Source organism: Arthrobacter sulfonylureivorans (assembly GCF_022637435.1).
GTDB classification, from domain to species: domain Bacteria; phylum Actinomycetota; class Actinomycetes; order Actinomycetales; family Micrococcaceae; genus Crystallibacter; species Crystallibacter sulfonylureivorans.
Map to the genome: position 1 here is coordinate 2,829,104 of NZ_CP093326.1, position 13,633 is coordinate 2,842,736.

Genomic DNA, 13,633 nt, shown 5'->3' on the forward strand with positions numbered 1-13,633 from the left:
TTCTGGCTGGGAGGTTTCTGGCTAGGACGTTGTTGCCGGCTCGGTGAAGAGTGTGCCGGCCTGTTCGGCCAACAGCAGTCCGAATTTTTCTGCTGCCTCAGTTGTGGTGCGGTAGCTGGGAGCGACGACGCTCAGCGCCGCAACGACTTTGTCTCCGGCGAAGACGGGAGCCGCGACGGCGGTCACGTCGGCCTCCACGCTGTCCGCCATCACGGTGAAGGTGCCGCGGCCCATCTGTCCGCTCAGCGCAGCTCCGGCCGCGCTGCCCGCGATCGGGAAGGTCCGGCCCACCCAGTTCACGTGCCGCACCGAGTGGGTGCCTTCTTCGATGGCCACGTACAGCCCGTGCTCGTTGCCCGCGGTCACGCTCAGGTAAGCGGATTCGCCGGTCCGGTCCACCAGCGTACGCAGGACATCCCGGCCGGCGTCCACCAGCGACTCATGGCTGAGCGCCTGCACGCCCAGCTGCACCATCCGAAAACCCGGACGGTACAAGGCGTTACCGCGTTTGGCGGCGAATCCGTTGGCTTCCAGCGTGCGGAGCAGGCGCAGCGCCGTGGAGGCCGACAAGCCGACGGCCTTGGCCGCGTCTGCGAGCTTGACGCCGTCGTTCTCGCAGACGATGCGCAACAGTGCCAGCGCACGGTCGGCCGCCCTGGTGGTGGGATCCGCACCCGTTTTTGGCACCATGCTGCTCCTCCGTTGAGATCGGCTGTATTGCAGCCAGTAAAACATCAATTTCATCCAGCGGCAAGAATTTTCAATAAAGTATTGACCCGCGACACATCGGCTAGGTAGTTTCGGGTAACAGCCGATTCGTTTTACTCTTCGAAACGAACATGCCATTCATCGGCAGATAAAAGGAGACCTTCATGCGCCAACTGTTGTCCGCGGTACCCACCGCCCGCCGCCCCCTTCTGGCCACCGCGTCGGCAGCGGTGCTGGCCGGTGCTCTGCTGCTGACCGGCTGCGGCTCCGGCAGCCCCTCCTCGACCGGCGACGGGACGCAACCCGCGGCCCCGTCGGCGGACGGTTCGTTGGACCAGGTGAATCTTGGGCTGATCCCGATCACGGACGTGGCCCCGGTGTATCTGGGCATTCAGGAGGGCTACTTCGAGGACGAAGGCATCCAACTCTCAGTCCAGCTGGCCCAGGGCGGTGCCGCGATCGTCCCAGCGGTCATGACCGGCGAATACCAGTTCGGCTACTCCAACGTCGTCTCGCTGCTGATCGCCCGGGACAAAGGGCTGCCGATCACCGTGGTCTCCAATGGCTCCAGCTCCACCAACGTCCCGGCCAAAGACGTGACCGAGGTCGCCGCCCTGCCGGAAGCCGGAATCGAGAACGCGGCCGATCTGGTGGGCAAGACGGTGGCCGTCAACGCGCTGAACAACTTTGCTGATGTCACCATCCGGAATGCCGTTGAGCAGGCGGGCGGCAACCCGGATGACGTCGATTTCGTGGAGATGCCCTACCCCAACATGCCGGCGGCGCTGGAGCGCGGTGACGTCGATGCCGCTTGGACCACCGAGCCGTTCCGCACCCAGATCCTTGAAGCCGGCGGCGAGATTGTGGCCAGCCCGATGACCGACCTCACTGAAAACTTCGATTCGGCCTTCTACTTCACCTCCGAGCAGACGATGCAGGAGAACCCCGAACTCGTGGAGCGGTTCCGCCGGGCGCTGGAGAAGTCATTCCAGTTCGCTGCGGAGAACGACGACGAGGTGCGCTCGGTCATCCAGGACTACGCCAAGATCACGCCCGAACTCGCAGAAACGGTAGTGATGTCCCGCTGGTACCCGGAGATCAACCGGGAGGGCCTGCAGAAGCTGGGGTCGGCCGCCGTCAAGTACGGCGTCCTGAAGAACGACCCCGACTATGATGCACTGATCGCCGACTAGCCCCCGCGCCCGCACCCGTACAGACCGTTACAGCTTGAAAGGCACCATGTCCCAGTCCCAGCTCCAGACCGTTTCCGTCTCCGTTTCCGTCGGACCGCTCTCCCCCGCCGACGTCGTCGCCGTCGCCCGTCACGGCGCCACCGTGGAACTCAGCGAGGAGTCGCTCGCCGCGATGGCCACGTCGCGAAAGGTGATCGAGGCGCTGGTGGACGACGACGTGCCGCACTACGGAGTCAGCACCGGCTTCGGCGCCCTGGCCACCAAGCAGATCCCGGTGGAGCTGCGCACGCAGCTGCAGCGGAGCCTGATCCGCAGCCACGCCGCGTCCTCCGGCGCCGAAGTGGACCGGGAGGTGATCCGCGGGCTGATGCTCAACCGGCTTTCCACCATGGCCACCGGCCGCACCGGCGTCCGGCCCCTGGTGGCCCAGGCGTATGCCGGGATCCTGAATGCCGGCATCACTCCCGTCGTCGGCGAATACGGCTCCCTGGGCTGCTCCGGCGACCTGGCTCCGCTGGCCCATTGCGCGCTCGCCCTGATGGGCGAAGGCCAGGTCCGCAACAACCAGGGCGAACTGGTGCCCGCTGCCGACGCGCTGGCTGCCGCGGGGCTGGAACCGGTGGAACTGCGGGAGAAGGAAGGCCTGGCGCTGATCAACGGCACCGACGGCATGCTGGGCATGCTGATCATGGCCTCGGCGGACCTGCACCGGCTGCTCAAGACGGCCGACCTCGCCGCGGCGATGAGCATCGAAGGCCTGCTGGGTACTGACGCGGTGCTGGCCGAGGACCTGCACGCGCTTCGGCCGCACCCCGGCCAGATTACCGCCGCCGCCAACATGCGCACCGTCTTGGCTGGCTCCGCCCTGATCGAGGAGCAAAAGCACGGCCAGCACCGGTTCACCCGGGTCCAGGATGCGTATTCGCTGCGCTGCGCCCCGCAGGTGCACGGCGCGGCTCGCGCCACCCTGGCCCACGTGGAATCGGTGGCCGGTTACGAGCTGTCCTCCGCCGTCGATAATCCGGTGGTCACCGTGGACGGCAGGGTGGAGTCCAACGGCAACTTCCATGGCGCTCCCGTTGGCTATGCGCTGGATTTCCTGGCCATTGCCGTGGCCGACCTGGCGTCGATGAGTGAACGGCGCACGGACCGGTTCCTTGACAGCGCCCGCAGCCACGGGCTCAATGCCTTCCTGGCCGCCGATCCGGGCGTGGACTCCGGTCACATGATCGCCCAGTACACCCAGGCCGGGATTGTCAGCGAGCTCAAGCGGCTGGCGAATCCCGCGTCCGTGGACTCGATCCCGTCCTCGGCCATGCAGGAAGACCACGTCTCGATGGGCTGGTCCGCCGGGCTGAAGCTGCGCCGGGCACTGGACGGCCTGACCCGGGTGCTGGCCATCGAACTGCTCACCAGCGCGCGCGCCCTGGACATGCGCGACGGCGGCGTGGACAGCTCCCGCAGCGCCCCTGCCGTTACCGCCGTGCGCCGGGAAATCCGCACGGTGGTGGAAGGCCCGGGCACGGACCGCTATCTCTCCCCGGAGATCGAGGCCGTCCGCATGCTGGTGGACAGCGGCGTACTGCTGGACGCCGTCGAGCAGGCGGCGGGCAGCGGACTGAACTGACCCGAACGGCACTACACTGGTGCCCGGAAACACCGTTGGTTCCGGATCGCCGGGCCGGAACCAACGCCGGGAAACAGTGGGGGCCGGCGCCGGAGAAGGACCTGCCGCATGGGCGCAGACATACCCGAGGCCCGGCCGAGCCGCCGAAAGCTGCTGCAACGGACCGTCCCTGTCCTCGCGGCCGGAATCGGCGCCGGGATCGTCGGCACTGCGGGTGCCGCAGCGGCGGTGCGGCCGGATGCCGTGCCCGGCGACGAGCAGATCGCGCGGCTGGTCGCCGATCCGACGTCGGCCACGCACCGAGCGCTGGTCCAGCTCCTGGCCCCTACCGCCACCGCCGCGGCGCGAACCGCCCCAAACGGGCGGGTGGACCCCCGGCAGGCCGGCTACGACGTGGTCCTGCTGCTGGGCCAGTCCAACATGCAGGGTTGCGGCCTGCCCTTTGATCCCGCCATCGATGTGGAGCTGGACGGGATCGACCAACTGGCCGCGTCCGGCCCCCTCAGCGGCCAGGTCATCACCGCCAGCGAACCGCTCTGCCACGTGGCCAGTGTGTGGGTGGAGGGTCGGCCCGCCGTCGGCCCCGGGTTCGAATTCGCCCGCCAGCTGTGGCTGGCCCAACCGGCCGGCCGCAAGGTGCTGCTGGTGCCCGCGGCCATGGGCGGTACATCGATCACCGGCAACGCCGACTACTCCTGGGACCCGGACAACACGGGTGCGCGGACCAATCTGTTCCATCGCGCGCTGGATGCCGGCCGCCGTGCGCTGGCACTGAATCCGCACAACCGCCTGGCCGCGGTCCTCTGGCACCAGGGCGAGGCGGACGCCGTGTTGGGCTCCGCCCAGGCGTGGTACCAGGCCAAACTACTGCAGATCATCGACCTGATCCGCGATGCCCTGGGGCCGGCGCCGTTCCTGATCGGCGGCATGGTGCCGGAGTGGCTCCCCGGCGATCCGGGACGCCGCGGCATCGCTGCCGCCCACTGTGCCATCCCCTCGCTCCGGCCGCGGACGGCGTTCGTCGAAGGCCCCTCCGGCGCCGGTCAGGACGAAGGGCACATCCACTACAACGCCGCCGGCGCCCGGGAACTGGGGCTGCGCTTCTACAGCGCCTTCGAAGCCGAGGCCGCCGGACAGCCCGTCTAGCAGCGTCCCGGCTCGTCCGGTTACAGCGGAAACGTACGACGGCGGGGGCTGAGGGCCGCGGGAACGTCGCCGGCGCCGTCGTGCTCTCCCAGAATCAGTCCCGCCGCAAGCTCGGCGATCCCGGCCGAGGTCTGGAATCCGTAACCGCCCTGCCCGGCCAGCCAGAAGAAGCCTTCGGCCTCGGGATCGAACCCCACCACCGGATGCCCGTCGGCAGGTTCCGTCCGCAGCCCGGTCCAGGCCCTGGCCACACCCGTGATGGTCAGCGTGGTGCTCCGGCCGATGTGGGCGATGGCCCGCTGCACATCAACCTCCCGCGGACGGGCGTCCTCGGGTTCGCTCCGCTCGGTTTCGGACGGAGAAATCAGCACCTGGCCGCTCTCCGGCCGGTATTGACATCCTCCCCGGCTTGAAAGGACGGGGATTCCCTTTGGCCGCCGCGTAAATGGCAGTCTGGGTGGTTCCTGTTTCGTCGGGGTGTGCCGGCACTTGTGCCGGACTTACCTTCCCTCCACAGGCGTTTAGGTCTCCGCATGCCCTGCGGCGACGTTCATCAGATTCACGGCGGCGTTGATGTCCCGGTCAAGGACAGCACCGCACGAACAGGTCCACACCCGCACGTGCAGGGGCTTTTTATCCCCGACGGTGCCGCAGGCGGAACAGAGCCGGGTGGACGGGAAATTCCTTCCCGCCCGGATCACTGTCCTGCCTGATTCGGCCGCTTTTTCTTCGATCAACCGGACCAGGATCCCCCAGCCGGCCTCATGCACGGATTTGGCCAGCCGGGTGCGGGCCAAACCGGCGATGCCCAGCGTTTCCAAACCGATGACTTGGTTATCGTCAACGATCCGGCGGGCCAGTTTATGATGATGATCGGCCCGTGCCTCCCGCACCCTGCGATGCAGGACCGCGACCCTGCGCCGGGACTTGTGCCGGTTAACGGAGCCCTTTTGCCGGCGGGCCAACTCCTTCTGCGCGGTGGCCAGCTTGGCCAGCTTCCTTTTCAGGTGCCGAGGATTCTGAATTTTCTCTGCGGTGCCGTCCTCGCGGACGATGACCGCCAGATGGTTCAGCCCTAGGTCGATCCCGGCATTGTCGTGAACCGGCTTCGCTGCCTGGTGTGCAGGGGCGTCGACCACGAACGAGGCGTAGTAGCGGCCGTCGGCTTCCCGAATGATCGTCACACTGGAGGGGCCATCAGCCGGAAGCGGACGGGACAGGTTGACACGGACCTCCCCGATCTTCGGCAACCGCAGCAGGGCTTTATGCCGGTTCACCGTCCGGATTGAGTATCCTGCATTGCGGGTGAACCGGGCTGACTGAGCTCTGTCGCGCCGCGACTTGAACCGTGGGGCTCCGACCTTCCGGCCCTTCCGGACGCCTTTGAGTGAGGCGAAGAAGTTCTGGTACGCAGCATGGGCGTCCTTGAGGGCCTGTTGCAGCGGTACTGAGGACACTTCGGCCAGCCAGGAACGCTCAGGGGCTGTCTTGGCCATGGTCAAAGCCCGGGAGAGTTCTTTGCGTCCTGGGCGGGAGCCACCGGCTGCCTGTGCGGTCTCGCAGGCGGCAACCGCGTCGTTGTAAACCACTCGGACACAGCCGAAGAGTCGGGCCAGCGACTGCTGCTGGCTCGGAGTCGGATAAATCCGGTACCGGTACCTTTTGAACACGCTCCAATTAGTATCTGCTGCCACCGACGGTTTCAGCGAAATCGCGAACGGCCGGCAAGGACCCAATACTGGCCGCATATGAAACGCGATGAAAAAGGTCTGTGAGGACTTCTGCTGCCGACTGCGCGAATGCAACGACGAGGCCGTGTCCGCCTATCGATCGGGTTTCCCCCACGGCCCGGCTTTCACGGTCGGTGAACTCCCTCAATGAGTCTCCTCCAGGATCCTATGCCTCGACCATTCCGGCCACCCCTGCCCCGGTTCCATTAAGAAGGACTTGTCTGGTCCAGGTCCTACTACTCGGGGCGCCGCAGGCGATCCCCGCGAAGGCGTGCATCCGATTAGGGGAAACCACAATCTGCAGGCCGGCCTCTTTTTCGAGGCGGTGCAGCAGGTCCAGGGTCCGGACCGTGAGCTGTTGGATGGCCGGCGGGCCATAGCTGGGCACCAGCTGCCGCGCCGACCGGCTGGAGGTGTGGTAGCCCAGCGTGGGTTCGGCCTCCGCCAGCACCACGCGCACCCGTCCGGCGAGCTCGGCGGCCAGCGACAGCCCGGCGATGCCGCCGCCGATGATCAGGACGTCGCAGCTGATCGGGCTCATGCCGGCTGGACCGCCCGCCGGGAGGCGACAAACGCGGCGACGCAGGCTTCGATGTCCTGATCCGTGTGGGCCGCCGACAGCTGCACGCGGATCCGCGCCGCATCCTTGGGCACCACCGGGTAGCTGAAGGCGGTGACGTACACGCCGTTCTCCAGCATGGCCTCGGCCATCCGTCCGGCGAGGACGGCGTCGTGGAACATCACCGGGACAATCGGGTGAACGCCTTCCAACAGGTCGAAGCCTTCCTCCGTCATCCGGCGCCGGAACAGCGCGGTGTTGCCCTGCAGCCGGGACCGCAGCTCGGCCGAACCGCCCACCAGCTCCAGTGCCTTCAGGGTGGCTGCGACGATGGCCGGGGCCACCGAGTTGGAGAACAGGTACGGCCGGGCCTTCTGCCGGAGCATGGCCACGATTTCGCGGCGTCCGGAGACGTAGCCGCCGGAGGCGCCGCCCAGGGCTTTGCCGAAGGTGCCGGTGTAGATGTCCACCTTGTCCGACACGCCTGCATGTTCCGGCGTGCCCGCGCCGCTGGCTCCCATGAAGCCGACGGCGTGCGAGTCGTCCACCATTACCAGTGCCCCGTATGTCCCGGCCAGTTCGCAGATTTGTTCCAGCGGGGCCAGGTAGCCGTCCATGGAGAAGACGCCGTCGGTGACGACGACCGTCCGCCTGGCGCCCGCGCCGTCGTTCAGTTGCGCTGCTTCGCGCAGCCTGGTTTCGAGTTCGGCCATGTCCCGGTTCGCGTAGCGGAAGCGCACCGCCTTGGACAGCCGGATGCCGTCGATGATCGAGGCGTGGTTCAGCGCATCCGAGATAATGGCGTCATCAGGGCCAAACAGGGACTCGAAGACCCCGCCGTTGGCGTCGAAACAGGACGAAAAAAGAATGGTGTCCTCGGTTCCGAGGAAGCGGGACACCTGCTGTTCCAGCTGCAGGTGCAGGTCCTGCGTGCCGCAGATGAACCGCACGCTGGCCATGCCGAACCCGCGTTCGTCCATCGCGGCCTTCGCCGCGGCGATGATCTCCGGATGGTCCGCCAGCCCCAGGTAGTTGTTCGCGCAGAAGTTCAACACCTCGCGGGCGGACCCGTCCGGCGCGCTGGCTGCAATATGGCTGGACTGCGGCGTGGTGATGCGGCGCTCTGCCTTGAACAGTCCGGCGTCGCGGATCTCCGCCAGCTCGGCGGCCAATTGGTCCTTGAGCGTTCCGTACATGCTTGCCTCCCCTAGATTCGGGTCCAGTCGAGGACCACTTTGCCGCCTTCGCCGTGCCGGGCGGTCTGGAACCCGCGCTCCCACTCGGCGGCCGGGAGCACGTCCGTGATCACCGAGGATATCGCCGCGTGCAGTGCGGGGCTGGACGAGAGCATGGCGCTCATCGCGTACCAGGTTTCGAACATCTCGCGGCCATAGATGCCCTTGAGCGTGAGCATGTGCGTGACCACCTTGGCCCAGTCGATGCTGATCTCTTCGGCCGGCAGCCCCAGCAGCGCAATCCGCCCGCCGTGGGTCATGTTCTCGATCATCGCCCGCAGCGCCGAGGCACGGCCGGACATCTCCAGTCCGATGTCGAAGCCTTCGGCCAAATCCAGCTGCCGCTGTGCCTCCGCCACCCCGGTCTGGCTGACATCCACGCACATGTCCGCGCCCATCTTTTTGGCCAACTCCAGCCGGGACGCAGAGACATCGGTGACGGCGATCTTGCGCGCGCCGGCGTGGCGTACCACGGCAATCGCCATCAGCCCGATGGGCCCGGCGCCGGTAATCAAAACGTCTTCGCCGACCAGCGGAAAGCTCAGGGCGGTGTGCACGGCGTTGCCGAACGGATCGAAGATGGCGCCCAGTTCCGGCGTGACTGCCGGATCGGTGTGCACCCAGACGTTGGTTTCCGGTATCACCACGTACTCGGCGAAGGCGCCGTCGCGCTGCACTCCCACGCTCACTGTGCGGATGCACATCTGCCGCCGGCCGGCTCTGCAGTTGCGGCACGTGCCGCAGACGATGTGTCCCTCGCCGGAGACACGGTCCCCGATCTGAACATCCCGCACTCCGGTGCCGGTGGCCACGACCTCGCCATAGAACTCGTGACCGGGGATCAGCGGACTAGTCACCGCGCCCGCGGCCCAGTCGTCCCACGCCTGGATGTGTAGGTCCGTGCCGCAGATGCCGGTGGTCAACACTTTGATCTTGACCTCGCCGAAGCCGGGTTCCGGTTCCGGCCGGTCCACCAGCTCAAAGCCGGCCTGTGGGCCGGACTTGAAGAGCGCCTTCACGCATTGTCCTTATCTCTTGGTCCGGCCGGGATCACGCGGCCGCCCGGACGGTGGTCCGGGTCACTAGGCCAACTCTACGTAAATGCCCCGTCGAAGTGGAGCGCGTCACAGTACGCGTCCGGCGCGCGGCGCTGTAGTTTGGCTGGCAAGCACTTCTTCCTTCCCTTTCGACGTGAGCGAGACCTGCCCGTGGCAACCAGGACCCACCAGATGATTCCGGCGATCACCGACGACCCGTATGCGGATGACGTGCTGGCCGACCCGTACAACCTCTTCGGCCGGATGCGGGCGGCCGGCCCGGCGGTCTGGCTGGACAAGTACCAGGTGCATGCCTTCGCGCGCTACGCCGAGTGCCACGATATTCTCGCCGACCACCGGACCTTCATCTCCGCCGCCGGCGTGGGACCCAAGGACCTGCTGAAGGAACCGAACTGGCGGCCGCAGGGCATCCTCGAGTCCGACCCGCCGCGGCACACAGTGATGCGGGACGCGATGGCCGGGGTGATCTCGCCCAAGGGGACGCGTGCGCTGCGGGCCGGCTTCGAAGCCTACGCCGGCCAACTGCTGCCGGAACTGCTGGCTCGTGGATCGATCGACGGCGTCAAGGACCTGGCCGAGGTGTTCCCGCTCCGGGCGTTCGGCGACGCCGTGGGCATTCCGCGGGAGGGCCGCGAGGAGAACCTGCTGACCCACGGGGCGATGAATTTCAGCCACTTCGGCCCGGAAAACGAACGCCACCGCTACTACTTCGAACAAGGTGCCGGGACACCGGAGTGGGTGATGGACCGGACGCGCCGGGAAAACCTCAGCCCCGGCGGAATGGGAGAAAAACTCTGGCAGTACGTCGACCGCGGCGAACTGCCGGCGGACATGGCCCCGCTGGTGGTCAGGGCCCTGCTGTCCGCGGGTCTGGACACCACCGTGATCGGCATCGGCAACGCCCTCAAGCTCTTTGCCGAGCATCCGGAACAGTGGCGCATCCTGCGGCAGAACCCGCGGATGGTCTCGCTGGCCATCAACGAGGTACTGCGGTTCGAGTCCCCGTTTCAGTCCTTCTACCGGACCACGTCCGCCGACACCGAGATCGCCGGGGTCAGCCTGGCGGCCGGCAGCAAGCTGGCCCTGTTCCTGGGCTCGGCCAACCGGGACGAGGTCCAGTTCGGGCCGGACGCGGACACCTTCCGGATTGAACGCGACGCCGCCAGCATGATCGCCTTCGGCAACGGCATCCACCGCTGCGTCGGCCAGCCCATCACCCGGCTGGAGATGCACGTTGTCCTGACCTGGCTGGCCCATCACGTGGAGCGGATCGAGCTCACCGGCGAACCTGTCCCGTACCTGCACAACACGCTGAAGGGCTACACCTCGCTGCCGCTGCGCCTGCTGCCGGCCTAAGCCCTCAGCTGGATCGCCCCGACCGCGGCAGGCTAGACTGTGACTTCTGCCACAGATCCGTGGCAGTGATCCGGTACAAGGGGGATCTCCAGTGCCGCACTCTGCCCAGCCAGCGTCCCGACCCGTGCAGGACTTGGCCTACGAGGCCCACGAAGGGCTTGAACCGGCCGGGCTGACCGGCCGTTCGGGGAGCCTGCGCCTCGGGGGCCTGCGCCCGGTGGTCCGCGACTCGTGGCAACGATCCTTGCGGCACGCCACGGATCCGGACCGCGCGCTGGCCCGGCTGGTCCTGGCTGAGGACGAACTGGACGCATTCCGCCGGGAGCATCCGCTGGCCGCCATCATGCCTGTCTTCAGCCGGTTGCTGGTGGAACCCAGCCAAGAAGCCGGAATGCTGGTGGCCGTCGGGGACCAGCACGGGCGCCTGCTCTGGGTGGATGGCGATACCCGGCTGAGGGAACGTGCGGAGGGCATGATGTTCATGCCGGGCACCGACTGGTCCGAGGCATCCGTGGGCACCAGCGCCCCCGGCACCGCCCTCGCCCTGGGCCACGGAGTACAGATTGCCGGCGCCGAGCACTTCAGCAGGGCGGTCCATTCGTGGAGCTGTACCGCCGTCCCCATCCACGATCCTGACTCCGGCGCCGTGCTCGGCGTGGTGGATCTGACCGGCGGGGAGGAAGCCGCCGCACCGCATACGCTGTCCTTGATCCGGGCGGCGGTGGCCGCGGCCGAGGCCGAGCTGCGGATCATCCGCCTGCAGGCGGCGCCCAGCGGCCGGGCCAGGCAGCAGCCCGCCACCCTCACCATCACGGGCCGGGACCATGGCCTGCTGGAGCTGGCCGGCCGGCGGATCGAACTGTCCCAGCGGCACACCGAGATCCTCACCCTGATGGCCCTGCACCCGGCCGGCCTGACGGCCGAGCAGCTGGCCGACCAGCTCAACCCGCACGCCCGCGGCGCAACGCTGCGGGCCGAGATGGTCCGGCTGCGCAGACTGTTGGCCGGCATCAGCCCGGCCGCGGTCCCCGATTCGCGGCCGTACCGGCTGCGGCAGGCACTGGCGGTCGACGCGCAGCGGGCCCTGCAGATCCTGGCCCGCGGCTCGTACCGCCAGGCCCTCGATCTTTACCAGGGCCAGATCATTCCGGGGTCCGAGGCGCCGGGCATCGTCGATTTCCGCCACCACGTCAGCGCCACGCTGCGCGAGTCGGTGCTCAGCAGCGCCTCGCCGGAAACGGTGATGCGCTACCTTCAGCTTCCCGAAGCGAAGAACGACGGCGATGCCTGGCACGCGGCGCTCCGCCTCCTGCCGCCGCGCTCACCGCGGCGGGCCGGCGTCGTCGCCCGCTTGGCGCAGTTGGAGGCCGGGGGCAGCTGACCGGCCCAAACGCCCGGTGCAACCTCGATGCAACCTTGCCTTCCCTAGGCTCAACACCACAGACAGTGCAGTCTGCCGGACCAGCGCGGTCCGGAACCGAAGCCGAAGGAGTCGACATGACTGTTTACGCCCAGCCCGGAACCGAGGGATCACCGGTCAGCTTCAAGCAACGCTACGAGAACTGGATCGGCGGCGAATGGGTCGCCCCGGTGAAGAACCAGTACTTCGAGAACATCTCCCCGGTGACCGGCAAGCCTTTCTGCGAGGTGGCACGCGGCACCGCCGAAGACATCGATCTGGCCCTGGATGCCGCACACAAGGCCGCACCGTCCTGGGGCAAGACCTCGGTGGCGGACCGGGCGGCCGTGCTGAACCGGATCGCCGACCGGATCGAGGAGAACCTCGAACTGCTGGCCGTCGCGGAAACCTGGGACAACGGCAAGGCCGTCCGCGAGACGCTGGCGGCAGATATCCCGCTGGCCGCCGACCACTTCCGCTATTTCGCCTCCGCCATCCGCGCCCAGGAGGGCCGGCTCTCCCAGCTCGACGACGACACCACCGCCTACCACTACCACGAGCCGCTGGGTGTGGTCGGCCAGATCATTCCCTGGAATTTCCCCATCCTGATGGCCACCTGGAAGCTGGCGCCCGCGCTCGCGGCGGGCAACGCCGTCGTGCTTAAGCCTGCGGAGCAGACACCCGCGTCCATCCTTGTGCTGATGGAACTGATCGCGGACATCCTGCCGGCCGGCGTGGTCAACGTGGTCAACGGTTTCGGCGTGGAGGCCGGAAAGCCGCTCGCCTCCAGCCCGCGGATCCGCAAGATCGCCTTCACCGGCGAGACCACCACCGGCCGGCTGATCAGCCAGTATGCGTCCCAGAACCTGATCCCGGTCACCCTGGAGCTGGGCGGGAAGAGCCCGAACATCTTCTTCTCCGACGTAGCTTCCGAGAACGATGCGTTCTACGACAAGGCGCTGGAGGGCTTCACGCTGTTCGCGTTCAACCAGGGCGAAGTCTGCACCTGCCCGTCCAGGGCGCTGGTGCAGGATTCCATCTACGACTCGTTCATGGCCGACGCGCTGGCGCGGACCGAGGCGATCATCCAGGGCAATCCGCTGGACACGGACACCCAGATCGGCGCGCAGGCCTCCAACGACCAACTGGAGAAGATCCTCTCCTACATGGACATCGGCAAGCAGGAGGGGGCGAAGGTCCTGACCGGCGGCGGCCGCAACATTCTGGACGGGGACCTGGCCGAGGGCTACTACGTGAAGCCGACCATCTTCGAGGGCGACAACAGCATGCGCATCTTCCAGGAGGAGATCTTCGGACCGGTCGTCTCGGTCACCCGGTTCGGCGGCTACGAGGAGGCCCTGGAGATCGCGAACGACACCCTCTACGGGCTGGGCGCCGGAGTGTGGAGCCGCAACGGCAACGTGGCCTACCGTGCGGGCCGCGAAATCCAGGCCGGCCGCGTGTGGGTGAACAACTACCACGCCTACCCGGCGGGGGCGGCGTTCGGCGGCTACAAGTCCTCCGGCATCGGACGGGAAAACCACTCGATGATGCTGGACCACTACCAGCAGACCAAGAACCTGCTGGTCAGCTACAACGAGAACAAGCTCGGCTTCTTCTAG

11 protein-coding genes and 1 pseudogene are annotated in these 13,633 nt (G+C 67.3%); 6 read left to right on the top strand and 6 right to left on the bottom strand.

What is annotated here, in order from left to right:
• Positions 1-21: 21 nt before the first annotated feature.
• The gene (locus MNQ99_RS13110; RefSeq protein WP_241913235.1) at positions 22-690 is read right to left on the bottom strand and encodes an IclR family transcriptional regulator; all 669 of its coding nucleotides are present in this window, start codon (positions 688-690) and stop codon (positions 22-24) included.
• Positions 691-872: 182 nt separating this feature from the next.
• Between MNQ99_RS13110 and MNQ99_RS13115 the strand changes: the two genes are divergently transcribed.
• From MNQ99_RS13115 to MNQ99_RS13125, 3 genes are all read left to right on the top strand, one after another.
• Positions 873-1,901: an ABC transporter substrate-binding protein gene (locus MNQ99_RS13115; protein WP_241913236.1), complete on the top strand. Its 1,029-nt coding sequence runs from the start codon at positions 873-875 to the stop codon at positions 1,899-1,901.
• A 46-nt stretch (positions 1,902-1,947) separates the two neighbouring features.
• Positions 1,948-3,528, top strand: coding sequence for a histidine ammonia-lyase (gene hutH, locus MNQ99_RS13120; RefSeq protein ID WP_241913237.1), 1,581 nt, complete (start codon positions 1,948-1,950; stop codon positions 3,526-3,528).
• A 108-nt stretch (positions 3,529-3,636) separates the two neighbouring features.
• Positions 3,637-4,674: a sialate O-acetylesterase gene (locus tag MNQ99_RS13125; protein ID WP_241913238.1), complete on the top strand. Its 1,038-nt coding sequence runs from the start codon at positions 3,637-3,639 to the stop codon at positions 4,672-4,674.
• A gap of 20 nt (positions 4,675-4,694) precedes the next feature.
• Here MNQ99_RS13125 and MNQ99_RS13130 read toward each other — a convergent pair whose 3' ends face one another.
• From MNQ99_RS13130 to tdh, 5 genes and pseudogenes are all read right to left on the bottom strand, one after another.
• Positions 4,695-5,126, bottom strand: a complete 432-nt coding sequence (locus MNQ99_RS13130; RefSeq protein WP_422387537.1) for an FAD-dependent oxidoreductase — start codon at positions 5,124-5,126, stop codon at positions 4,695-4,697.
• 69 nt (positions 5,127-5,195) lie between these two features.
• Positions 5,196-6,344 (bottom strand): RNA-guided endonuclease InsQ/TnpB family protein, encoded by a 1,149-nt coding sequence (locus tag MNQ99_RS13135; protein WP_241913239.1) that lies wholly within the window; start codon positions 6,342-6,344, stop codon positions 5,196-5,198.
• A gap of 352 nt (positions 6,345-6,696) precedes the next feature.
• Positions 6,697-6,945, bottom strand: a pseudogene (locus tag MNQ99_RS13140) (FAD-dependent oxidoreductase); the annotation flags it as partial.
• Positions 6,942-8,159 (bottom strand): glycine C-acetyltransferase, encoded by a 1,218-nt coding sequence (locus MNQ99_RS13145; RefSeq protein ID WP_241913240.1) that lies wholly within the window; start codon positions 8,157-8,159, stop codon positions 6,942-6,944. The gene MNQ99_RS13145 and the pseudogene MNQ99_RS13140, both read right to left, overlap by 4 nt.
• Before the next feature lie 11 nt (positions 8,160-8,170).
• Positions 8,171-9,217 (bottom strand): L-threonine 3-dehydrogenase, encoded by a 1,047-nt coding sequence (gene tdh / locus MNQ99_RS13150; RefSeq protein ID WP_241913241.1) that lies wholly within the window; start codon positions 9,215-9,217, stop codon positions 8,171-8,173.
• A 189-nt stretch (positions 9,218-9,406) separates the two neighbouring features.
• Here tdh and MNQ99_RS13155 point away from each other — a divergent pair, with 189 nt between their 5' ends.
• The 3 genes from MNQ99_RS13155 (at position 9,407) to exaC (ending at position 13,633) form a co-directional block, all read left to right on the top strand.
• Positions 9,407-10,612, top strand: coding sequence for a cytochrome P450 (locus tag MNQ99_RS13155; RefSeq protein WP_241913242.1), 1,206 nt, complete (start codon positions 9,407-9,409; stop codon positions 10,610-10,612).
• 124 nt (positions 10,613-10,736) lie between these two features.
• Positions 10,737-11,993, top strand: coding sequence for a GAF domain-containing protein (locus MNQ99_RS13160; RefSeq protein WP_241913243.1), 1,257 nt, complete (start codon positions 10,737-10,739; stop codon positions 11,991-11,993).
• 116 nt (positions 11,994-12,109) lie between these two features.
• Entirely contained in the window at positions 12,110-13,633 is a 1,524-nt protein-coding gene (gene exaC / locus MNQ99_RS13165) for an acetaldehyde dehydrogenase ExaC (protein WP_127511839.1), read from the top strand.